This is a genomic window from Paenibacillus chartarius (assembly GCF_042432825.1).
Lineage (GTDB): Bacteria > Bacillota > Bacilli > Paenibacillales > NBRC-103111 > Gordoniibacillus > Gordoniibacillus chartarius.
Window position 1 is genome coordinate 24558 of sequence record NZ_JBHLWN010000048.1, and the last position, 22512, is coordinate 47069.

Below are 22512 nucleotides of genomic sequence, written 5' to 3' on the forward strand. Positions count from 1 at the left end.
AAAACCCTGGCCGCCATTTCGCTGGCAGTCAGGGTCTTAGTACGCATTCCGATTCCCAAATCCGTTCACAATTGTTTTCCAAATAATCTTAATATCGAACAAGAAGCTCCAATTTTCAATATAAAATAAATCATACCGAATCCGTTCCTCGATGGAGGTATCCCCGCGAAGTCCGTTGCTTTGCGCCCAACCGGTAATCCCCGGCCGGATATGATGCTTCACCATGTACTTCGGAATTTCTTCTTTAAACTGCTCGACGAAATACGGACGCTCCGGCCTCGGCCCAACTACGCTCATATGTCCGAACAGTACATTGAAAAATTGCGGCAGCTCATCGAGACTCGTCTTGCGCAGGAATGCCCCGAGCTTCGTGCGCCGCGGGTCGTTCTCGACCGTCCACTGCGTATCCGACATTCCCGCCGGCATCACCTTCATCGTCCGGAACTTATACATCATGAAGGTTCTTCGGTTAAGCCCCACGCGCTCCTGTTTAAAAATGACCGGCCCTTCCGGAGATGTCACCTTAATCGCGATCGCTGTCGCCACCATCACCGGTAACGTCACGAAAATCGCGGCAAGAGAAAATGTAATGTCGAACAGTCGTTTGAAGAAGCGGTTCCGGAATTCATCGAGCGGAATGTCCCGTACATTAATTAACGGCATTCCGGCAAAATTATCGAAGTAGGGGCGGGAGGGCAAGTAGTCGAAGAAATCGGGAATGATGAGCGTCTTCACACCGGCCTTCTCACACACGTTAATGATTTGACCGTATTTGCGATGAGCATCCAGGGGCAGCGCAATGATGACCTCGTCGACGATATGACGCTCCAGGATATTGTCTAAGTCGTCTATCTTCCCCAAGATCGTTTTCTCTTCGCCGCTCTGTAGCCCTACGACCTGCCGCGAGTCTTCGTCGTCCAGAAAACCGACAATCTCAAAGCCAAGCTCCGGATGGTGCAGCAAGTTATTCGCAAACCGCTGACCAAGCGTACCCGCTCCGAGAATGAGCACGAATTGTTTGTTGTAGCCCTTCTGACGAATCCGCCGCAAAGACGACTTCATTAGAAAACGGTAAAAGGTCGTGAACAGCAAGCTATTGACCAAAAACAAAATCAAATACGAACGAGAAACGTCAAGCTCTTTAAACACATACAGAACGCTAATAAGCAGCAGCAAAGATACGATATGGATTTGTACCAGGCGCAGTACTTCAAAAGCAAAGGACTTCTTCCGCTTACCCTGATAGAAGTTAACCGAGAAGCCTAGAAAAATACTTATCCCGCCATAAATAACACTCCAAAGCAAGTAATGCTTGAAGGGAAGAGGTGTTTCATAGTAGATCAGGCCGCTATCAAACTTCAACCACCATGACAGCAGGAAAGCAAGCTCGATACAGATGAAATCGATAAATGCGTACAATTGCGATAAAAAGCTTTGGCTTTGCCGGATCAAACTGATCTCCCCCCTCAGTGATCCTATATTATTAAAGCAGTCTTGCCTTTAGCCACTCAAACGAGAATTTAACGGCGATCCCCGCCACGACTGCCCAATTGACGATAGTTGGGTATTTTTTCCAGTAATGTTTTTTATGGAACATATACATCGCTCGATGAAACTCGTAAATCATCTTCGTTGGTTTGCTGCGCCAGCTGGCGCGTTTGTGATGCAGAATCGTCGTACGCGGGTAGTAATAAACCTCCCAGCCCGCTCTCTTAAAGCGGTAACACCAGTCGATATCGTCACCATACATCCAGAAGTCCTCGTCCATCATGCCGACCTGCCGAATCGTCTCCGCCCGAACGAGCATGAAAGCACCGACCAGCACATCTACAGGATATTCTTCGTCAGGACTCAAATACCCAAGCTGATATTGATTAAACTTCGGAACCTTCGGAAAAAGTTTGGAGAAGCCGAACGCATAGTAAAATGAAGCCGACGGCGTAGGAAATCCACGCTTGCACGCCTTATCCAACGAACCATCAGGCAAAATCACCTTACAACCGCTTGCGCCAACCTTCGGATGGTTCTCCATAAAATCCAGCATAATCTGCAGCGTATCCGTTTGTATTTCCGTGTCGGAGTTCAGAAGGAGCACATACCGCCCCTTCGCAATCCGCATGCCCTGATTGTTCGCCCGAGCGAAGCCGACATTCTCGGTATTGGCGATGAGTACGACTTGAGGGAACTCCGCGGCGATTTTCTCGACGGAATCGTCACGAGAGGCGTTATCTATTAATATGACCTCATAAGAATAAGATGTCTTTGAGGCATATACAGATCTCAACGCCTGCAGTGTCAGTTCCCGAGTATTGTAGTTTACGACAAGAATGCTCAAATCCACTTCCGCCACCACCGAATCTATAGCTTGAGCTTGCCGAAGCCTTCTCCAAAGTACAAATCTTTTGCCAGTTCGTTAGCCCGAAGGAAAGAGGCGTGTGTACCCGCATCCGTCCACCAGCTCTTCAAACGGTCAAAGCTAAGCTCACCGCGCTCAATATAAGTGTTGTTAACGTCTGTAATCTCCAATTCGCCTCGAGCCGAGGGTCTAAGTGTCTTGATGATATCGAACACTTGGGAGTCAAACATGTAAATACCCGTAACCGCATAAGTACTCTTAGGCTGCTTCGGCTTTTCCTCGATCGATACGATGCGGTCGCCAGCCAGCTCCGGAACACCGTATCTCTCCGGATCATGTACGTCCTTAATTAAAATTTTGGCGCCGCGGCCCTGCTCCTTAAAGTTGCTTACGTAGGGCGAGATATCATCTTCAAACACGTTGTCTCCAAGAATAACCACACAAGAATCGTCACCGACAAAATGTTCGGCAAGCCCCAGCGCCTGAGCAATCCCCCCGGCTTGATCCTGAACCTTATAGGTGAATGTAACGCCAAACTCGTGCCCGCTTCCCAGCAAATTAACGACATCTCCCATGTGCTCCTTGCCGGTGACGATCAGAATATCCTGAATATCCGCTTGCAGCATCTTATAGATGGCGTGAAAAATCATCGGATACTTTCCGACCGGGAGCAAATGCTTATTCGTTACCTTCGTCAACGGATACAGTCTGGAACCGGTACCGCCTGATAATATGATCCCTTTCACGCTGCATACCCCTTTATCGCAAGTACTCCTTACGGGTTAAATATTCCGTGAGAGCCGTTTTCCACTTAGGCATTTTGAATACCGCTTGCAGCTTCTCGTTATTCAGTACACTGTAAGCAGGCCGTTTTGCTTTCGTTACATAATTGGCGGCTGGTACGGGAGAGACCTCCGCGGGAATGCCGGCTTGACGCAAAATCTCTACCGCGAACTCATACCAACTGCAGGAGCCTGTCGAGCAGCAATGATATGTTCCATAGGCCTGTACGTCTTGATCGAGAAACGCCTTCATAGCCCGGGCAATATCCAGTGTATGCGTCGGGCTCATGATTTGGTCCGCAACTACACTGATCGGCTTCCCCTCTTGAGCGATGCGGATCATCGTTTCAACAAAATTGCCGCCTTTTCCGCTTGCTCCCGCCTTGCCAAACAAAGAAGACACCCGGAATATGAAATATTTGTCGTGATATGCTGCAACAGCTTGCTCTCCCGCAGCTTTCGATATGCCGTAGATGTTCAAGGCGCCGGTAGCGTCCGCCTCAAGATACGGTTCATCCTTTTGGCCAGAGAAAACATAGTCCGTACTTACATGGAACAAGAGCCTTCCTTGCCTATTGCATGCTTTTGCAAGCTCAGCTACGGCAATGGAATTCACCGTGAACGACTTGAGCGGATAATCTTCACATTCATCGGTACGGTGGTACGAACTGCAGTTGATCAGCACATCGAATGACTGCTGCTTCAGGAAATGCCCCACCATCTCGGGCCGTTCCATATCAAGCTCCTCCCGCCCTACGGGTACGACTTCATATCCCAAGTCGGTCAGAAACACTTCCTGCAAATCCTGGCCCAATTGGCCGCCCGCACCTAACAATAAGATTCGCTTCAAAGGAATCATCCTTTTAAATTTCTATAATACCGCCGTACTTCTCAACCTCTTTAATTATGCGATGCCATTTGATAAGGTCATTGTACCACTTCAAGGTAATCGTCTGTTCCAGAGAATCCAGCTGACCAGAGACTAGAGCATCGTAAATCTCAAGCGCTCCGTCCGCGGCCGTCCACTTGGCCTTCCAGCCTAACGCCCGCTCAATCTTGTCAAAACTGACGCGATAGGAACGATGATCGGGATCTCCATACCATTCGATCTTGACATCGATCGGGAGTGCTGCGGCGATCTCATCTGCGAGTGGCCCTAGCTGGTAATTATTTTTGTCCGAGCCGACGTTAAATATCTGACCGTTAATCACATCATGATCGGCCGTCAGCAGCTTCAGCATTACATCCGTTGTGTCTTGCACATGCAGCATAGGCCGCCACTGCGTTCCGTCGCGCATCAGTGGAATAACGCCATTCTTCCAAGCACCGAGCGTCATCCCATTGATCGCCAAATCGAACCGCATCCGCGGCGAATAACCATAAATCGTTGCTTGCCGCATAACGACAACCGTGAAGTTGTTATCTACAAGAGGAAGAATACCCTGTTCTGCTTTCTCGTTTGCTTTCGCATACGTCGTCAGCGGATTCGTAGGCGACTCTTCATCAACCGTCACACTTTTGTCTACGAAGCCGTAGATGCTGCAGGAGGAAGGCAAAATGTATCGGCGTACACCGCACTTCTTCGCCATATGAGCCGTTGTGACACGAGCAATATGATTGATCTGGTACGTTGCTTCCTGGAACAGCTCCCCGCTTGGATCGTTGGAAATTGCAACCAAGTCGATCACTGCATCGACACCCGCGAACAGTTCTTCCCGAATGCGCCGTGAATCTTCTTTGATAATCGTAAGATTTTCGTGCGACTCAAGCTTATCTTCACCGAAAAAGAATCGATCTAGCGCCTTAACTTTATAGCCTTGCTGAAGCAACTTGGGAACAAGCACACTGCCAATATAGCCCCCTGCACCGGTTACAAGCACAGTTTGTGTCATATTGATATCCCGCCTCTACTCAAAATTAATTTCCGCATCCTTCAGACGAGGCTGCTTCATATCTTTATCGGACAAAATCGGTTTGGCGGTCGGCCATTCAATGCCAAGGTCCGGGTCATTCCATAATATTCCTCTATCATTCTCAGGAGAATAATACTCGTCAACCTTATATAAAATTTGCGTATTAGGCACAAGAGTACAAACTCCGTGAGCAAACCCCTTAGGCACAAGAAGCTGTCGTTTGTTATCTTCACTCAATATAACGCCGATCCATTGTCCGAAAGTTGCGGAGCTCCTGCGAATATCAACGACTACGTCGTAAATCGCACCGGTAAGCACCCGTACCACTTTAGTTTGCGCCTTCGGATTCAGCTGGTAATGCAGCCCTCTGATCGTGCCTGGTTCAACCGAAAGAGACTGGTTGTCCTGCACAAAGTCATAATGCAATCCCAGTGCTGCAAATTTCTCTTTGTTATAGCTCTCCATGAAAAATCCGCGGTGATCACCGAATGCCTGCGGTTCAATGATAAAGACATCCTTTAGTTTCGTCTCAGTCAGCTTCAATTCGGTAAACCCCGTTTCTCTTCAATGTGATCGACGACATATTTCGCGAACGGTATCGAACAAGTAAACGCCGGAGATACCGCGTTCAGCACGTGCATCGATCTATTATCGCCTTCCAGCACGAAATCCTGCACCAGTTCAAGCGTTTCTTTATTCAGCAGTTGTGCGCGTATACCCGGCCGCAAAAATTGTCCAAATCCATCCTTATCGAGTTGTTTCACCATTTTTAATGATAACCCAATAAACACGGACTTGCTATACTTTTTCATTTCCTCGAAGGCCAAGCTGCGGAAATTAAACGAGTTGCGCAAGAATAGCTTGGATTCGTAATACAAGATTTGGACAAACTCGTTAAGTTTAAAGCGCTGGAAGCCCTGGTAATTCTCCCTCCAGAATGCAGGAATCGCTGTCGGACCGATCTTGATGCTGTTATCGACGGTTTTGGTAAAATGAACGCCGAGGAATGGATTTTTCAAATTCGGCACAGGATAAATATTAGTTATTATATCGGTCTTATTCTTTGCATATTTAAGATAAATTCCTTTGAACGGAATGATGGTATATTTCTTGCCATAACCGAATTGGTGTGCAATTTGATCGGCATAAAGGCCAGCAGCGTTGATGAAATAGTCACAGGTGAACGTGCCATTATTCGTATGAATTTCGTTTCCGTTATGTTTCAAATATTGAGTATTGTAAAAAATCTTGACGCCCTGCTGGGCAATCTCATCGCGAAAAGCCTTGCAAACCTCCACAGGGTCCACCGATGCTGTATTAGGGGAATACAGCGCTTTCTCGTATGTCTTCACGTTAGGATCAATTATGGCGAGTTCATCTTCCGTTTTCCAATGCAGCTCAACACCATTGCGATCGCCGCGGCGCTTCAGCTCCTCTAAACCTTGAAGCTCCTGTTCGTCAGTGGCCACAATCACTTTGCCACAGTAATTGATCCTAATGCCATGCTCTTCACAATATTTGCGCATGGCAAAATTACCGTCCCGAGTAAACTTTGCCTTCAAGCTATCCGCCGTGTAATAAAAACCAGCGTGCAGAACACCGCTGTTCCGTCCGCTGGAATGTTGCGCTATGTCGGATTCTTTTTCGAGAATGGCAATTTTACAGAAATGCTTCCTACTGATTAATTCTCGCGCAATTGTCAGAGAAATAACCCCAGCTCCAACAATTAAATAATCGTATTTATTTTCATTCATCATGTTATCACCGAAGGGGTCTAATTTTTGGAGACAGCATCATAATACAATAAAAGCCTAAAGTTCTGATGAGACCATGTTTAGAGAGCTTTTGTTTTATCATGCCTTTCAATCTGTTCATTCTGTTCATTTCAAATAATGAAGAGACGCAATTAAGTAATTCCTTCTGCTCATTGGTTAAACAATCTTCATAATCGCTAATAAATGCCTTTCCTTGATTAACAATTTTTTTGTTTGAAGCTATAGATTTGTTGATATTACGCATTTGTTTAAAAAAATAAAATAGGCTATATTTTTTTGCCCCTGTATCATTCTTACCATGCTGTCTATATAGAATTGTACTTTTATTGATAAATTTGATTTCCCCAAAGGCGGCAGCCATTAAACCTATCCACCAATCGTGCATAATCATATTTTCATTATAAGTACGAACAAGCTCCAATAATTTGCGGTTGATGAGTGCGGTACAACCTGTAATATTATTTTGAATAAGCAGCTGATTCAATGATTTTTTTTGAGGGTGGATATTTTGATATTGCCAAAATGATTCATTGATTATATTTAATTTTTCGTCAACAACTGTCAAATCTGTATGAACAAGAGTAGGCAAATCTGGATCCGAAACTTTCATTTCTTCTATTGTGGACTCAATTTTTTGAGGTAACCACACATCATCTTGATCACAGAACATAACATATTCAGCTTCAACATACTTCAGTAAAAAAAAGAAGCTTTTGGCAGGCTTCATATTGCATCCTGATTGTTCTTCAATAAATAAAACCTTTTCAGGATATTTGCTTTTAAAATTTTTTATCACTAAGCATGAAGCATCATTTGATCCGTCATCCCTTACCACAAGTCTCCAATTTGTGAAAGTTTGGGCTTCTAATGAATTTAACAATTCAGGAAGATATTTTTCACCATTATATATTGATAATAAAATATCAACTCTCATATTTTATCCTTTATTCGAATTTTTCTTAGCTTTATACTTACGTACTAAATTACCTAAATTCACATAAAAATTTGGAAGTCTTCTCTCAAATCCTTCTCTCCAGAAAGCATTTTTATAAGATTGAATGTATTTTTTAGGAGATAAAATTGTCAGCGGACTTGGCGGCTTTGCTATATATCTTCGTGAATAAACATCCCCAAAGCCTTCAGCATGGACGATATCCCCTAACTTAATAGCTTCTTCTTTAGTTGGAGACTGCAAAAGATTGTTCAATTGAGCCAAAGAGACTTCAGGTGTCACATTTGTGCTTATTGACAATTTTGTTTTTAAATTCACAAAATCTTGAACAAAATCGAGAGCTGCTTGTTGAATTTCATTAACTATCATTATTTTATTTTCATCTTTTTCTTGCTTATCCAGTACTGGCTCAATCGTACCATTATTGCTTTTTGTAAATTTAATCACACTACCATGCGGAGCTGAATACAACAATTCAAATATTTCAACGCACGTTTTAATTGCTTTTTCATTTTCTACCGGCTTTCCCAAATGACACAAATACGACTCAATTTTAATACCTTTATCCGAAATATTTTTCGCTTTTTCAAAAGTACCTAAATAAAAACCGGTTATTTTATTTTTATTGCTTATTATATTCAATAAATTTTGTAACGAAAGCTGCAGACTACCATGCCACCCAATGTCGACAATGGCAATATGTTCGTCTTCTTTTCCTACAAAATCGATTTGTTCCAAATATTTCAGAAGCAAATCTCTTTCTTCTTTTGCTACTTTTTTAATTTTTTGGTTAATATAATAAAACAGCTGTTCTAATTTATAATAATCAGTTCCGGTAATAATGAAATCATGGATGTCATTGAAACCAACCTCACGGATCTCATTTATAACATCTTGAGGATTGACTCCAATCCTTTTCACAAAGTCAGCAACTTTTAATCTGCTTGTTCCGCTTTTAAGAAAATCCATTGTATTTTGGTCAAGCTTAGTTATTGCTGCAATATTTAAAGCTCTTCTTGAAGCATACATATAATGTGATTTAATTGTTGTTTGATTTGCTACAAGGTCAAAAGCTTTTTTCATAATATATCCATCACGAGATAAAAAGTAAACCTTATTAAACTTATTATTTACATGATTAAATAGCCATTCAGTAAAACCATAATAAAGAATACCTACATACTGATATCCGAAACGATACCAAAAACTCGCCGCTTGATTTGAACGATTAGCATAAAGCTTTTTATTTATAAGGCCTAACATCATGCTAAATTCCAAATTATTGCTGAGATCTTTAGGTATTGTTCGATTATTTGCTGAAAAATATTCGGATGTTTTTTGATAATAGATCGAATCAATTCCACAATTTTTTGCCATCTCTACATCAGAATGATAGTTATCACCGATATGTAGTACTTCATTGGCTGAAACGCCGGTAGAGCTAATCATATGCTTAAAAAGTTCACTTGTTGATTTCGTTTTTTTCAATTCTGAGGATAAATAAATCTCCTCATAACTTGTATATCCATTTGATTCCAAGATATTCTTAATAACCTCTAATGATAAATACATGTCAGAAGTAAATACAACCCTTACATTTTGCTGCAGGCACTTTTGATAAAATGAATAAATATATTCATTTCTTGTACAAGTATGTATTTCAAAATCAATTTCCATTTGTTTCAGTAGTTGTACTTCTTCATCATCAATTTTTAATGTAAGTTTCAACTCATCATATATTTCGTCTAACGTTACTTCAGTTAATTTTTTGGAGTTCCAAACTTTATTTCTTGCAGAGGACTCCGCTTGAATTCTTACATCCTTAAAGTTCCCAACGATCTTCAATACTTCATCTTTCCTAGACAATGCTTCAAATACATCACTTGGTTCAGCAAAGTAACGTAAGATAACAGTATCAAATATATCAAATGAAACAATTTTGTATTTGTTTAAGTTGATATTTCGAAACTCATTCATATCGAATACAATTCCCCTTTAGGGTTTTAATATTTTTCTTACAAGTTTATTATTTTTAATTTTTTCGACAGCTTTTTCCAATGGTGAAATTTGTGCATGAACAACTTCAAAGCTCTTTGCAATATTCACCAAAAACCCTAAGCCAACTTTATTTTGTTCTAAATCTTTTCTTAAATAATCGTTTCTGAGGAAAGTATCATAATATAGGTGCTTATTATTTCCGCCAAAAACTGAATTGCTATAATCGCCATGTTGAAGTGTTACCCTGTGATGATAGTATGCCAATTGCTCATGTATCACGTCTATATTGTATTTTTCGATGAATCTTAGATGGAAATCCCAGTCACCTAATACAGGTAAATCTTCACGGTAAAGCCCAATTTCATCTATAACTTCTCTCTTAAACACAAACGATATAGGAGGAAATACGTTCCCCGCTGCCATTCTGTATAATGTCACTGAATTTATCCAAGTGTTATAAGGCTCTTTGAAATCGATTATGACAGTATCATTTTCGATTCTTTCGATAATTCTTGTACTATGTGTTATTACTCCTTTAACATTTTTACTTTTCTCTACATTGGTCAAGTGGTTGACAGTTCTTTCAAGAAATGTGGGATGCCATGAATCATCATCGTCATGGATGACAATATAGTCACTTTCAACTTTCTTAATCCCAATATTGGATGCTGCCTCCATTCCAACCGACTCAGGATTGTGAATGGTAATGATTTTCCCTTCAGTATTGTATTTATTTACTAATTCGTTTACCGCATTAGGTTCACCGCCATCGTTGACAATGACCATTACCCAATTTTCATGAGTTTGTCTCGTTACACTTTCTAATGCTCTCTTTAATAAGATATTTCTGTTTTTTGTTCTTGTAATTACAGCAACTTTATTACTCATTTTTTATTTTCCTTTCTTTTTGTCCATATTTTTTCAAATACCTTTTTCAATAATGGTGTATTGATACTTTCTTGATACTTTTTCCACCATATACTTGTTTGCTCTGTTTGCCATTCCAAATCTCGTGCTGCCTCTTGATATTTTGACCACCAATAATCCGTTTGCTCTTTTTGCCAATCTCTATCCATACTATTACTTTGAGCAATTGTCCACCAATGATCTGTTTGTTCTCTTTGCCACGCAATGTCTTTTTTATGTTCTTCGGCAATATTCCACCAGTAATCCGTTTGTTCCTGTTGCCATTGAAGATCAGCTAAAGATTTTTGCGCTATTTGCCACCAATGATCCGTTTGTTCTTTTTGCCATTGAAGATCAACTAATGATTTTTGCGCTATTTGCCACCAATGATCCGTTTGTTCTTTTTGCCATTGAAAATCAGCTAATGATTTTTGCGCTATTTCCCACCAATAATGAGTTTGTTGTTTTTGCCATTCTAAATCATGTTTATTTTTTTCAGCAGAAACCCACCATAAATCAGTTTGTTCTTTTTGCCAGCGGTTGTTTAACAATATTTCTTTATTTATATAATCATCTTTATATGAAAATGTTGTTTTAGATTTGTTGTTACGGCCTATCATGACTTTATCCTGAGTTTCGGATTTGTAGAATAATACACTAATTTTATTAATCCATGCTTTACGCTCTTCAATTGCCTTGCTGTAGTCTGTTATAGTTGGTTGAATAATAAATTCATCTAAAGATAAAGGGTTGCCAAGCCCCGCTTTTTTCTGAACATAATAAGGATTTAATGATACGAGGTAACATGGAATACGTAGAAAGTTTAAAAATAATGTTGTGTGATAGGAAGAGCTTAATCCAAGGACCCCTCTTATTGTGTTAAAAGCTTGCTTTGAGGGGTTGGAATTCTCATTATATTCCAATGCCAATTTTGCTATATCGACCACCACATATTCGTGAAACGGGAAATCATCTTCCATTTCAGCAATGGACTCTAAAGTGTCTTTCACTGAAAATCGTTGATCCTCGTATGCATGGAGCACTTTGATGGTATGTGTCGGATATTTCTCGATCACTCTTCCAATATTATCGAGCAATGTTTGTTTGGCCGCTTTAAATTCGGAACCAACAGTATAAGAAGATGTGTTCATATGAAGAAAAATAGTATTAGGTTTTTCATCCGAACTATTGTTATGGTAAGACGCGATATCGAGAAAAACCTCTGTTGTATCGTCAAAACTGTATTGTAAATCTACACTATTTATTTTACTTTTTAATAGCTCAAGTGAGTTTTGGTCCCTGGTTCCTACTATTGTAGGTTGGTATATATGGAAATGGTCAACAAGCTTATCAATAAATTTATTATCTAACTGCTGCCCTGAAATCACATAGCTTTTTATGTCGAAATAACCAAACAAACCTGATACAATATCCAGATATAATTGCCCCCAGTTTTGGTTAAGAATACCGCCACCGTATAGATGCAAATTATTAATGTTATCCGATTCAATAACTTCCGTTAGACCTGGTAAAGACGCTTCTTCATAATTGTTTTTGGAAATGAAAACAATTCCATTCACACCAAACCAACGTTTGATCTTTTCGACGTAACTTTCATCATAGATACATTCTAATTCACAAATAATAATCGGTTCTAGACCCGTCTTTTCTTTATGAAACTTGATAGCGCCTTTTAATTGTAAAATATCGCCAAAGTTACTATAACCTAAATAACCTCCAAGTAACAAAACCTTTGAGTTTCCATTGTTGAGAATTCGGTTAGATTCTTCATCTGAGAATAGTAATATCTCATGTCGCATTAACCTCAACCTCAAATTCTTGTTGAAATTTAAACCACATAGGTCTTTCGATGTCTGCAATCACTTTAAATACCGCGGCAGTTTCATCTGTATACAGAAGAATATGGTCGCTTCGATCCCATTGCGATACTTGATCCATTCTTAGTGTTACAGAATAGGATTGTCCGCCTCTTAATATCATTCTGCTGCGGAAAGATACATGGACACTTTGCCCCTTGTTTACTTTCATACTCTTCCTGAACTTGTTAAATATACTTTCGCCAGTTAGCTCGATTCCATATTGATCTGTAATGAGGAACCCGATACTGAAATTATCTATCGAAGTCAATGCCGTAACTTTAATATCAATTGTAAATTCCTCACTTTGTTCAAGTGACTCGACAGGTAAACCTTCAGAATTTCGAATAATAACATGCTCAACACGAACGGCCTCATTACTCTTAATATCATTGGTGGCATGTTCCAAAGTTTGCATCTGCTCAGTTGTCGTTTCGATTTCCTCGTTATTAGTTTGCTTTATATCATCAAAAATCAACCTATTGTGTTCCAAATAAATTTCATTCAAGTAGGCATTCGATACTTTGGACGCATCATCAATAAGGCGAACTTTCCCATTTTCTAACCATATTCCCGTCTTACAGAGACTTCTAATTGCTTCAGGAGAATGGCTCACAAAAAACAAGGTTACCCCTGATTTAACCATGTTCTTGATTTTGACAATGCATTTGTGTTGAAAAAGCGCATCGCCAACGGATAAAGCTTCGTCGACAATTAGAATGTCCGGGTCTGAATGAACCGCAACAGAAAATGCCAGTCTGACGAACATTCCACTGGAATATGTCTTTACTGGCTGATCAATAAATTCTCCTATGTCTGCAAAGTTTAATATTTCGCCCATACGTTCGTCGATTTTTTTCTTAGATAAGCCGAGAATGCTTCCGTTTAGATAAACATTCTCTCTGCCAGTAAACTCAGGATTAAAACCGCTGCCTAGTTCAAGTAATGCAGCGATCCTTCCATTGACCACTACTTCGCCAGATGTTGGCCTTAAGATGCCGGCAATAATCTGTAGTATTGTACTCTTACCAGATCCATTTCGACCAATTAATCCGATAGTTTCTCCTTTTTTCACATCAAAAGAAACATTATCGAGAGCCCAATAATCTTTATGATAATTATTTTTATTAAGGAAAGTTTGTTTTAACCGATCAATAGGCTTTTCAAACATATGAAACGATTTTGACAAGTTTCTTACTGAAATCGCCAATTCAGAGGACATCTGCGAACCCCTTCCTTGTTTTTTTGAACCACATCAAGCCCCCGAGGCATATGACGAGACTAATGAATAGACCAATAATGAAAAAATTCCAGTCTGGAAGCTGACCCCAAACCATTATTTTTCTCATATCTTCAACAACATAACTTATAGGATTTAAATAATACAGTGTTTGAATTCCTTTATTAGGGATGCTGCTAATAGAATAAAATATTGGGCTCAAAAACATAAGTGCTTGTAATGCTAAACCAATAATGTGGTTGATATCCCTTATATAAACACCGAGGGCGGAAAAAAACCAACTTAATCCCAAAGATAGCAGAATCAATGGCAAAATGACTAAAGGTAAAAAAACCACTGTAACGTGCAAGCTATGCTGAATCAACATTAGACTCAATAATAAAATGACAGCATTTATTAAAAAATGAAATAAAGCAGACAAAACTGAAACTATTGAAATAATTTCCAAAGGGAACACTACTTTTTTTACATAATTTGAATTGTTTAATATTAACGTAGGTGCCCTACTTACAATTTCGGAAAAAATGTTATATGCGATAATACCACTAAATAGTAGTAAAGCAAATTCTAATTGTCCAGTGGTTTGATTTTCCCACTTAGCTTTGAAGATTACACTAAAAACAAATGTATAAATCACCATCATGACGATTGGTATTATAAATGACCATACGATGCCTAGATATGACCCCCTGTATCTACTTGAAATCTCTCGTTTAGTCAATTGAGCGATTAATTCTCGATTATTCCAAAAAAGAGCTATGTTTCGTTTTATCATTTCCATATTCCTCACATAGTTTTTTTAGCTAGCATGTATTTATCAATAACCGCCGCTTGCCATTAACATGAATAGCCTTCCCCTCGCCCATATGATAGAATATTGTCGAATCGATACGAGAGGGAGAACAAGAAACAATGAGTACAAAAACTAATGTCTACGCGGCGGGACGAAAGAGCGAGATGTCCGCAACTGTCGAGAAAAGCTCGATCATTTTCTGGATATTGAATGTTTTCGTAGTTGCATTTCTATTTTGGGCGCCGTTCCAGAGAGGACTGTTTAACGGCGGGAACTATGAGTTCGAACGGCCGATTTATAGCAGCTTGGTATGGACGGCAATTATTTTATTCCTGTCGGCTCTACTTTCCTTCTTCATCTATCGCATTCGCGATCAGAAGGATGTTTTAACAGCTCTTGTGCTTTTCATGCCGCTTTCATACACCGTCTCTCTGACTACAGCGGCTTCTAGCTTACTTGCTGCGAACATGGTGCTCATACAACTGTTGTATGCCACCTTCTTCATCTTAGGCGTTTTTCTTACAAAAAACAAGCTTGGCACGTCGATTGTTGTCGGGAGCATACTAGCGTCCGGCTATATCGTAGTATTGTTCGGTTTGCTCTATTGGCTCGGAAATAAGGAGTTTATCGATGCGATCGTCGGCTGGTTTGCGTATATGGATCCGGCGACAAATGATTACCGCGACGCAGTTATGACCGACTCAAACGGTCTTCGTCTGACCGCTGTGTTTCAATATGCAAACTCTTACGCCGCATTCCTAATTGCCTTTATGCTAGCTGCTCTGTTTTATATTGTGAAAGCCCGCAAATGGCACACAGCACTTCCCCATGCTCTGATGGTGGTGCCGATTATTGTTTCATTCTGGCTTACTCTGTCCCGCGGCGCTTTGGTCATTGTACCGGCAGTGTTCTTGGTCATGCTGTTCTTTATGTCGATTAAGCGTCAAATCATTTCCATCCTGAATCTTGTTCTTGGCTTCGGAGCCTCTCTCTTGATTCTAAGTAAAGTGACCGAGGTTGGTACACAGTTGCAAAAACAGCCTAGCGGCGCTTTATCCTGGGAAGGCTGGTCGGCTTTGTTAATCGCTTCCATAGTGTTCGCTGCGTTTGCCATCGCTATACAGCTGTTCCTAGAACCGCTCCTTGAACGGTCTACCGGGCGTTTCAACGCTCGCAAGTCGGCACCGTTCATTCTGCCGGTAATTGCAGTCGTAGCTGCTGCTCTAGGCGCTGTTCTGCTTTTAGGCGATACTCCTGTTCGTAATATGCTCCCGGAGAACATTAAGTTCCGTTTGGCGAATATCAACTTCGAACAGAACTCCGTATTGGAACGGGTGACATTTTATAACGATGCGATGAAGCTGTTTAAGGACTATCCGATTATTGGCGCCGGCGGCGGCGGCTGGGCCGCACTTTACGAGAAATATCAAAACAACCCATACACGAGCCGGCAGGCGCACAACTTCCTTCTGCAATATTTGGTTGAAACAGGTTTACTCGGTTTACTGTCGTTTGTCGGATTTGTGGCTGCCATCTTCTGGTTCTATATCCGCAGCTTCATCCGCAGCACGGCTGAACAGCGGGATCAATATTTCTTGTTCTTTATTGTCGCTGTTGCTCTGCTTGCACACAGCTTAATCGACTTTGATATGAGCTATGTATATTTGGGCGCACTTGTGTTCTTAAGTCTCGGCGGTATTCTAGGCGGTACGGATTCGCAGCCGATTCGTATCCGTACCGACTCGCTCGTTCTGCACAAAGCGTTCCCAAGCTTGCTGCTACTTCTTTCTGTCGTCATGTTTATTTTCTCGGCTCGACTTCTTGGTGCGGATTCTGATTATCGCCAGTCGCTTGAGATTATTAAGACAAACAAGAATTACAACGATATCGTCCGCCCGCTTGATTCTGCGATCAATCAACATCCGAATCATCCAGATTACGTACTGACAGGTCAGCTCAGCAAGATCGGTTTGCTCGTACAGGTATATAATCAAACGAAAGACGAGAAATTCATGACGGAGGCGCAGACGCTTCTGGACAATTTGGCGAAGGCTGAGCCGCATAACCGGTCAGTCGTTCTACAACGGATCAACTTCTTGCAGATGCAAAATAAGCTCCCGGAAGCATTGGATCTGATGACGAAAGAACTGCCGAACTTCCCGTGGTATATCGACATGTACGAGAATCAGATGGCCATGAGCGTTGATTTGGCTAATCAGAGCCGTGCGCAAAATAATTTGCAAGCCGCGGACAAATATTTGAGTCTGGCTCTCGATTCCTATAGTACGGTTCTCAAGCAAATTGAACACTTGAAGACATTGCCGAAAGGTCAGCTTCAAGGTCGTCCGTTTGACGTAACGCCTACTATCGCTATGCTGATCGGTCAGGTTCACTATGCAAGAGGCGATTTTGCGGCGGCAGCTGCTTTGATGAAGCCTTACGTAACCGATAATATGGATGATGAAGTAAACCGTACCCTCGTTCGATGGTTTGTGGCCTCCCTTCAGAAGCAAGGCCAAAACGACCAAAGTCTATATGACAAGTTAATAGCGAAGGACCCGAACGAGAAGAACGTCATCGCTTCGATCCTCGTGTCCAATACTCAGATAAAGTAATCAACGGGTTGCAAAATAATCAATGGCACCACAGGGAGTGTGGTGCCATTTTCGCGTTTGGGACGAAATCGGCGATGGTTTAATCGATCAGGCATTCGAACCGAAGCGGCCGCTCAGCAAGGCTGCTTTTGGGAATTAAGATGGACCAGGAGTCCGGCACATTGAGGTGTCGGACACTTTTACGTAGAATTCGTCTTACTTGTCAGGTCTCTGACTAGTGTAATTGCGTACCCTTTTATCGCTTGAGCTAAATACCGAACCCACGCATAAGCGGAAAAATAAACTGTACAACACTAAGTCCAATACGGAACCAGCTGCCCAATCCGCCGAACAAGCTCCCGCCTCCGGCTGCTTGCGCTGCTGTACCCCCGCCCTGGCCGCCTCCGTTTCGGAGCCCTCCTAATCCACCGAGTAATGCCCCTAATCCACCGAGTGCGGCAATTTGCGCTTTAGCTTCGTGAGGACGTGGTGACACTTTGCGCTCGCCGCGCTGTCCATGCAGGACGAGCTCGTTATTTTCGATGGCAGAGACGTAACCTCCAATAACACTCCCATCCTTGAGCACAATACATACCGGCATTCCGATGTAGCGGCGGTATTCTTCTGAATTTGGTTTGTGATGTTCCAAAAATTCACGTCCTCTCATCAAATCAAGCGTATATCCAGCATATGAACAAGCTAGTTCCATGGCTTGTGCTGCTGTACTGCAGATCCAAACTTTGATATTTCTTTATCTCCAAGAACGCTTGACACCTCTCCCAAACGCTGGTAGTATAGGGAACAATAGTTCTTATCCGACTTGCTTACGAGGAAGCACCCGTAAGAAATGGCTGAAAGTCAGCCTTTTCTTGCCGGGTGTTTTTTTGCGTTTCAATCGGGTCGGATAAGAGCATAAATCAAGGAGGTTTGAAGAGTATGTGGAATCGATTGGTGAGCAAGGTACTGTTGGTGGTGACGGTTTTCGTTTTAACGGCAGCTTCGTCCGTGAGTGCGGCATCGGTGGAGATGAGCAAGACGACGCAAGCTGGATTTGACAAGATGGTGGCATCTGCAGATTCTTCGTTAGCCTCGAGAATATCTCAGCAGTATCAGGATTTGCTTATGCTGCAGCAGCAAAATGATCAATGGGATGAGAAGTTGACTGTTATCAACAAGGAAAATGCGGCTCAGCTCTCTCAGTTTAGCAAAGATTTGAAGCAGCTGGATGCCGATAAACAGGCACGACTCGAAAATGAATACAAACAAGCAAAGGAGCGCTACCAGCCTTTGTTTGATTCGTACACTGCTGTAAACAAACAGATTACTTTCGCTCGATGGCTCAAAGGGAAAGAGGCTGTTGAGCTGCTTCGCGCTCAAGCGGCTGCATTGAAAATTCCGGTTCAATTAGCTCGGCAAGACATTAAGAACAAGTTGGACGCATGGAACGCTGCCAAGAAGGCAACATCTCAAGTGGCCGCAAAAGTCAAACAGACGATCGCAGAGACGAAGCCGCTGCAGGATCAGATCAAAGCAAAGAAGAAGTCGATTACAAGTTTGAATAGCCAGGTTAAGACAGCATGGAAGCCCTTTTCACCGGCAGTCAAGAAAGGGGATACGACTGCGACTTTAAGTTCTTTGTCGGGGGTTGTTTCGTTAACCCGGCAAAAAAATGTACAAAAAGAAGGTATTTATGCTTTGGAAATTGGGATTCGGGATATTTTGCAGCGGGCGAAGGCGCAGATGAAATAAACAGAAACCTTTGCAAGCGAAATATTTCGCAATAATAAATTATATTGTTTACAATCTCGATGCATGTTATGATGAATTCACCATCTTCAAGTGGCGTAAGGAGCTGACTAAATGAATGACCGTCAGTTGTTAGAATTAGTGTTGGAAAAAGTTTCAGGTATAGATGCCAAAGTAGACAGGCTGGAGACGCGGTTCGATGTGCTGGAGACACGGTTTGATGGGCTTGAGGAGCGATTCGATCGCCTAGAAGTTAGGGTAGAACGAATTGAGACGGATGTCTCACACCTCAAACAAGCGGTAGCCGAACTGGACTCCGATGTTAAAGAGTTAAAGACGGATGTGGCCGAGATTAAATCGGACGTAGCTGTTATGAAGACGGATATCGCGGGGCTTAAGTCGGATGTGGCTGTTATGAAGACGGATGTGGCTGAGCTTAAATCGGACGTGGCTGTTTTGAAAACGGACGTAGCGGACCTCAAAGGTAACGAGAAAATCTTCCTGCAAATGTGGAGCGAGCATGAATTTGCGATTCGCGATCTAAAGCAAGGCTCTCTATAACTTTCATAACATATATGAAAAAACACCCCGCGAAATCGCGGGGTGTTCGTTTTATACCGGGATCCGGCTTATTAGAAGCCGCCCATACCGCCCATGCCGCCCATATCAGGCATTGCAGGACCTTTTTCCTTCTCTGGCTTGTCGGCGATAACTGCTTCTGTTGTCAGGAACATAGCAGCTACGGATGCAGCGTTCTGCAGCGCAGTACGCGTTACCTTCGCAGGGTCAACGATGCCGGCTTCGAACATGTTTACCCACTCGCCGGTTGCAGCGTTGTAGCCTGTGCCAACGGATTCTTTCTTCAGGCGCTCAACGATTACGGAGCCTTCTTGACCTGCGTTGGAAGCGATGATGCGGATCGGCTCTTCCAGGGAGCGAAGAACGATGTTCACACCAGTCTTCTCGTCGCCTTCAGCTTGAACAGCTGCTACAGCGTTGTATACGTTCACGAGTGCCGTACCGCCACCGGAAACGATACCTTCTTCTACCGCAGCGCGAGTAGCGTTCAGGGCGTCTTCGATGCGCAGCTTGCGCTCTTTCAGTTCGGTTTCGGTTGCAGCGCCTACTTTGATAACGGCTACGCCGCCAGCAAGCTTGGCAAGACGCTCTTGAAGCTTCTCTTTGTCGAAGTCGGAAGTTGTTTCTTCCAGCTGCGAACGGATTTGAGCGATGCGAACGCCGATGTCGGCTTTGTCGCCAGCGCCGTCAACGATGATCGTGTTTTCTTTGGATACGCGAACTTGGCGAGCGGAGCCGAGCTGCTCGATGCGAGTCGACTTGAGCTCAAGACCGAGTTCCTCCGTAATCACTTGGCCGCCTGTCAGGGCAGCAATATCGCCCAGCATAGCTTTGCGGCGGTCGCCGAAGCCAGGAGCTTTAACAGCTACGCAAGTGAATGTGCCGCGCAGACGGTTAACGATCAGGGTTGCTTGTGCTTCGCCTTCTACGTCTTCTGCGATGATCAGCAGCTGCTTGCCGGATTGTACGACTTTCTCCAGGACAGGCAGGATCTCTTGGATGTTGGAGATTTTCTTGTCCGTGATCAGGATGTACGGGTTGTCCAGAACAGCGATCATTTTGTCGGTGTCAGTGATCATATACGGCGAGATGTAGCCGCGGTCGAACTGCATACCTTCAACGACTTCGAGGTCCGTTGTGAAGCCTTTGGACTCTTCTACGGTAATAACGCCGTCGTTGCCGACCTTCTCCATTGCTTCGGCGATCAGCTGGCCGACTTCTTCGTCAGCAGCAGAGATAGCCGCAACTTGAGCGATCGATTGCTTGCCTTCGATAGGCTTCGCGATGTTTTTCAGCTCGTCAACTGCAGCTTTAACCGCTTTGTCGATACCTTTGCGAACGACCATCGGGTTTGCGCCTGCAGTAACGTTCTTCAGGCCTTCGCGGATCATAGCTTGTGCCAGTACAGTTGCAGTTGTCGTACCGTCGCCTGCTACGTCGTTGGTCTTCGTTGCAACTTCTTTAACGAGCTGAGCGCCCATGTTCTCGAATGCGTCTTCGAGCTCGATTTCCTTCGCGATTGTAACACCGTCGTTTGTGATCAGCGGGGAGCCGAATTTTTTCTCCAGAACGACGTTGCGGCCTTTAGGACCGAGGGTTACTTTCACAGCGTTAGCCAGGGCGTCAACACCACGCAGCATCGAGCGGCGTGCGTCTTCGCTGAACTTGATTTCTTTTGCCATGTTCAAGAACCTCCTAATAGAAAATGGTTACGTATTCTTGGTTGAGCTTTAAGTAAATGCGATGTATGTGCACCGCTAAATTAGGCTAATACGGCGAGGATATCGCTCTCACGCAGGATGAGCAGCTCGCGTCCTTCGTACTTCACTTCAGTCCCTGCATATTTGGAGAAAATGATCCGGTCGCCTTCCTTCACTTCCAGCGGAACGCGGACTCCGTCCTTCAGCGCGCCGGCGCCGACAGCTACGACTTTGCCTTCTTGCGGCTTCTCTTTCGCCGTATCCGGCAGCACGATGCCGCTTGCTGTTGTCTCCTCTTTTGCAATGGCTTCAATGACTACGCGATCACCCAACGGTTTGATCATGAGAAAATTAGCCTCCTTTAGATTGGTGGGATGTAGTGGTTTAGATTTATTAGCACTCGTAAGTGGTTAGTGCTAACAACACTTTTTATGATACTCAGATTTGGGCGCGAATGCAAGGGGGTTTACATATTTTTTAGGTTGACTGGGGATATAGGCCCTTGCTTGCCACACCTTCAACAGTGTATCCATGCGCAGGGGAATTATTCCAGTTATTTGGAGTCTATTTCATGAAGGTATTCGGCTATCTATGGAGTAAACGGTAAGCACGATGTCTTTGGGTTCATACGGGGTTAGTTTATTGGGCAGCGACTTTCTTCCGAGTACGGCACCAAGAAGCTGTTGCAGCTGCTGCTGACACATACGTGGTCAGTTCTCCACATCGTCGTAGGCAAATCATAATATTCTCCACCCCTCGATGATTAGGTGGTTCTGTCTGAACAGATTGCTTGCGAACTGCCTGCGGCTCGCGTCGCGGCATGCAAGTTGTCCCCGTCGATTTCTATGTCAATAATTAACGGTGGCAAAATATATGCGAAGTCCAAATAGCGTGTCGAATTGAGGGATCAGCTTGTCGAAGCTGCCGAGTGCCGGGATCATGTACTTGCCTTAAGTAGAGCGGCTCTGCATGACCATGCCCCTCCTTAACTGCCTCAAACTTTCCCCGGTTCTTTAGCGGCAATGACTTTGAAACCAGTTTGTATAGTCGATCTTGAAGTTCATAGTTGACACACTCCCGTCAGAATGCAGAAAAACAAAAAGCCGCCAGCCCTAAAGTAAGGGTAAGCGGCGTGTGCCTCACGACTTAGTCGATATTCTACATCGGAATGGGTATTATTTAAGTGTTTCATTTGGATGGAGCTTTCGTTTGCCTTTTCATGGTTCGCATTGCGTCAGTAGACCGGCTTACGCGAGCTGTAAAGGCCATTTGGGACGTTGCAGGCCGCAAAGTAACAACGG

The 22512-nt window shown here is 43.1% G+C and carries 19 protein-coding genes; 3 read left to right on the forward strand and 16 right to left on the reverse strand.

The genetic code is table 11. From position 1 onward, the window contains the following. Positions 1–36: 36 nt before the first annotated feature. From ACFFK0_RS12380 to ACFFK0_RS12440, 13 genes are read right to left on the reverse strand one after another with little or no spacing between them, the layout of a single operon-like run. A complete protein-coding gene (locus ACFFK0_RS12380) occupies positions 37–1452 on the reverse strand; it encodes an undecaprenyl-phosphate glucose phosphotransferase (protein WP_377470520.1) in 1416 nt (471 codons plus the stop codon). A 31-nt stretch (positions 1453–1483) separates the two neighbouring features. Beyond that, positions 1484–2341, reverse strand: a complete 858-nt coding sequence (locus tag ACFFK0_RS12385) for a glycosyltransferase family 2 protein (protein WP_377470521.1) — start codon at positions 2339–2341, stop codon at positions 1484–1486. A 17-nt stretch (positions 2342–2358) separates the two neighbouring features. Further along, the gene (locus ACFFK0_RS12390; RefSeq protein ID WP_377470522.1) at positions 2359–3102 is read right to left on the reverse strand and encodes a sugar phosphate nucleotidyltransferase; all 744 of its coding nucleotides are present in this window, start codon (positions 3100–3102) and stop codon (positions 2359–2361) included. 13 nt (positions 3103–3115) lie between these two features. Continuing rightward, complete coding sequence (rfbD, locus tag ACFFK0_RS12395) at positions 3116–3988, reverse strand: dTDP-4-dehydrorhamnose reductase (protein ID WP_377470523.1); 873 nt, start codon at positions 3986–3988, stop codon at positions 3116–3118. A gap of 13 nt (positions 3989–4001) precedes the next feature. Next, on the reverse strand, positions 4002–5030 hold the full coding sequence (locus ACFFK0_RS12400; RefSeq protein ID WP_377470524.1) for an NAD-dependent epimerase/dehydratase family protein: 1029 nt from the start codon (positions 5028–5030) through the stop codon (positions 4002–4004). A 15-nt stretch (positions 5031–5045) separates the two neighbouring features. Next, positions 5046–5594: a dTDP-4-dehydrorhamnose 3,5-epimerase gene (gene rfbC / locus ACFFK0_RS12405; RefSeq protein ID WP_377470526.1), complete on the reverse strand. Its 549-nt coding sequence runs from the start codon at positions 5592–5594 to the stop codon at positions 5046–5048. Then, positions 5591–6808, reverse strand: a complete 1218-nt coding sequence (lhgD, locus tag ACFFK0_RS12410) for an L-2-hydroxyglutarate dehydrogenase (RefSeq protein WP_377470528.1) — start codon at positions 6806–6808, stop codon at positions 5591–5593. Before lhgD ends, rfbC begins: the two co-directional genes overlap by 4 nt. 4 nt (positions 6809–6812) lie before the next feature. Continuing rightward, entirely contained in the window at positions 6813–7760 is a 948-nt protein-coding gene (locus tag ACFFK0_RS12415) for a glycosyltransferase family 2 protein (RefSeq protein WP_377470529.1), read from the reverse strand. Positions 7761–7763: 3 nt separating this feature from the next. After that, a complete protein-coding gene (locus ACFFK0_RS12420) occupies positions 7764–9755 on the reverse strand; it encodes an HAD family hydrolase (RefSeq protein ID WP_377470530.1) in 1992 nt (663 codons plus the stop codon). An 18-nt stretch (positions 9756–9773) separates the two neighbouring features. Further along, positions 9774–10664, reverse strand: a complete 891-nt coding sequence (locus tag ACFFK0_RS12425) for a glycosyltransferase family 2 protein (protein WP_377470531.1) — start codon at positions 10662–10664, stop codon at positions 9774–9776. Beyond that, positions 10661–12502 (reverse strand): hypothetical protein, encoded by a 1842-nt coding sequence (locus tag ACFFK0_RS12430; RefSeq protein WP_377470532.1) that lies wholly within the window; start codon positions 12500–12502, stop codon positions 10661–10663. The genes ACFFK0_RS12425 and ACFFK0_RS12430 overlap by 4 nt, the downstream gene beginning before the upstream one ends. Further along, positions 12492–13781 carry an ABC transporter ATP-binding protein gene (locus ACFFK0_RS12435; protein ID WP_377470534.1) on the reverse strand — a complete coding sequence of 430 codons (1290 nt, stop codon included), beginning with the start codon at positions 13779–13781 and terminating at the stop codon, positions 12492–12494. The genes ACFFK0_RS12430 and ACFFK0_RS12435 overlap by 11 nt, the downstream gene beginning before the upstream one ends. After that, positions 13771–14574 (reverse strand): ABC transporter permease, encoded by an 804-nt coding sequence (locus ACFFK0_RS12440; RefSeq protein ID WP_377470535.1) that lies wholly within the window; start codon positions 14572–14574, stop codon positions 13771–13773. The genes ACFFK0_RS12435 and ACFFK0_RS12440 overlap by 11 nt, the downstream gene beginning before the upstream one ends. A 137-nt stretch (positions 14575–14711) precedes the next feature. Between ACFFK0_RS12440 and ACFFK0_RS12445 the strand changes: the two genes are divergently transcribed. Further along, entirely contained in the window at positions 14712–17207 is a 2496-nt protein-coding gene (locus tag ACFFK0_RS12445; RefSeq protein ID WP_377470536.1) for an O-antigen ligase family protein, read from the forward strand. Positions 17208–17454: 247 nt separating this feature from the next. Here the strand turns inward: ACFFK0_RS12445 and ACFFK0_RS12450 are convergent, their stop codons facing one another. Next, positions 17455–17895 carry a hypothetical protein gene (locus tag ACFFK0_RS12450; protein ID WP_377470538.1) on the reverse strand — a complete coding sequence of 147 codons (441 nt, stop codon included), beginning with the start codon at positions 17893–17895 and terminating at the stop codon, positions 17455–17457. A 227-nt stretch (positions 17896–18122) separates the two neighbouring features. Here ACFFK0_RS12450 and ACFFK0_RS12455 point away from each other — a divergent pair, with 227 nt between their 5' ends. Both ACFFK0_RS12455 and ACFFK0_RS12460 read left to right on the forward strand, forming a co-directional pair. Continuing rightward, positions 18123–18935 (forward strand): hypothetical protein, encoded by an 813-nt coding sequence (locus ACFFK0_RS12455; protein WP_377470539.1) that lies wholly within the window; start codon positions 18123–18125, stop codon positions 18933–18935. 111 nt (positions 18936–19046) lie between these two features. Next, complete coding sequence (locus tag ACFFK0_RS12460; protein WP_377470540.1) at positions 19047–19493, forward strand: hypothetical protein; 447 nt, start codon at positions 19047–19049, stop codon at positions 19491–19493. Positions 19494–19564: 71 nt separating this feature from the next. Here the strand turns inward: ACFFK0_RS12460 and groL are convergent, their stop codons facing one another. Both groL and groES read right to left on the reverse strand, forming a co-directional pair. Then, positions 19565–21193, reverse strand: coding sequence for a chaperonin GroEL (gene groL, locus ACFFK0_RS12465; RefSeq protein ID WP_377470541.1), 1629 nt, complete (start codon positions 21191–21193; stop codon positions 19565–19567). 80 nt (positions 21194–21273) lie between these two features. Then, positions 21274–21555, reverse strand: coding sequence for a co-chaperone GroES (groES, locus tag ACFFK0_RS12470; protein ID WP_041050586.1), 282 nt, complete (start codon positions 21553–21555; stop codon positions 21274–21276). Between the last annotated feature and the right edge of the window lie 957 nt (positions 21556–22512).

Bases quoted from the DNA above. Each gene is read 5' to 3' on its own strand.
- ACFFK0_RS12400 (WP_377470524.1), bottom strand. From the start codon at position 5,030: ATGACACAAACTGTGCTTGTAACCGGTGCAGGGGGCTATATTGGCAGT.
- lhgD (WP_377470528.1), bottom strand. From the start codon at position 6,808: ATGATGAATGAAAATAAATACGATTATTTAATTGTTGGAGCTGGGGTT.
- ACFFK0_RS12415 (WP_377470529.1), bottom strand. From the start codon at position 7,760: ATGAGAGTTGATATTTTATTATCAATATATAATGGTGAAAAATATCTT.
- ACFFK0_RS12420 (WP_377470530.1), bottom strand. From the start codon at position 9,755: ATGAATGAGTTTCGAAATATCAACTTAAACAAATACAAAATTGTTTCA.
- ACFFK0_RS12425 (WP_377470531.1), bottom strand. From the start codon at position 10,664: ATGAGTAATAAAGTTGCTGTAATTACAAGAACAAAAAACAGAAATATC.
- ACFFK0_RS12430 (WP_377470532.1), bottom strand. From the start codon at position 12,502: ATGCGACATGAGATATTACTATTCTCAGATGAAGAATCTAACCGAATT.
- ACFFK0_RS12435 (WP_377470534.1), bottom strand. From the start codon at position 13,781: ATGTCCTCTGAATTGGCGATTTCAGTAAGAAACTTGTCAAAATCGTTT.
- ACFFK0_RS12440 (WP_377470535.1), bottom strand. From the start codon at position 14,574: ATGATAAAACGAAACATAGCTCTTTTTTGGAATAATCGAGAATTAATC.
- ACFFK0_RS12445 (WP_377470536.1), top strand. From the start codon at position 14,712: ATGAGTACAAAAACTAATGTCTACGCGGCGGGACGAAAGAGCGAGATG.
- ACFFK0_RS12450 (WP_377470538.1), bottom strand. From the start codon at position 17,895: ATGGAACTAGCTTGTTCATATGCTGGATATACGCTTGATTTGATGAGA.
- ACFFK0_RS12455 (WP_377470539.1), top strand. From the start codon at position 18,123: ATGTGGAATCGATTGGTGAGCAAGGTACTGTTGGTGGTGACGGTTTTC.
- ACFFK0_RS12460 (WP_377470540.1), top strand. From the start codon at position 19,047: ATGAATGACCGTCAGTTGTTAGAATTAGTGTTGGAAAAAGTTTCAGGT.
- groL (WP_377470541.1), bottom strand. From the start codon at position 21,193: ATGGCAAAAGAAATCAAGTTCAGCGAAGACGCACGCCGCTCGATGCTG.
- groES (WP_041050586.1), bottom strand. From the start codon at position 21,555: ATGATCAAACCGTTGGGTGATCGCGTAGTCATTGAAGCCATTGCAAAA.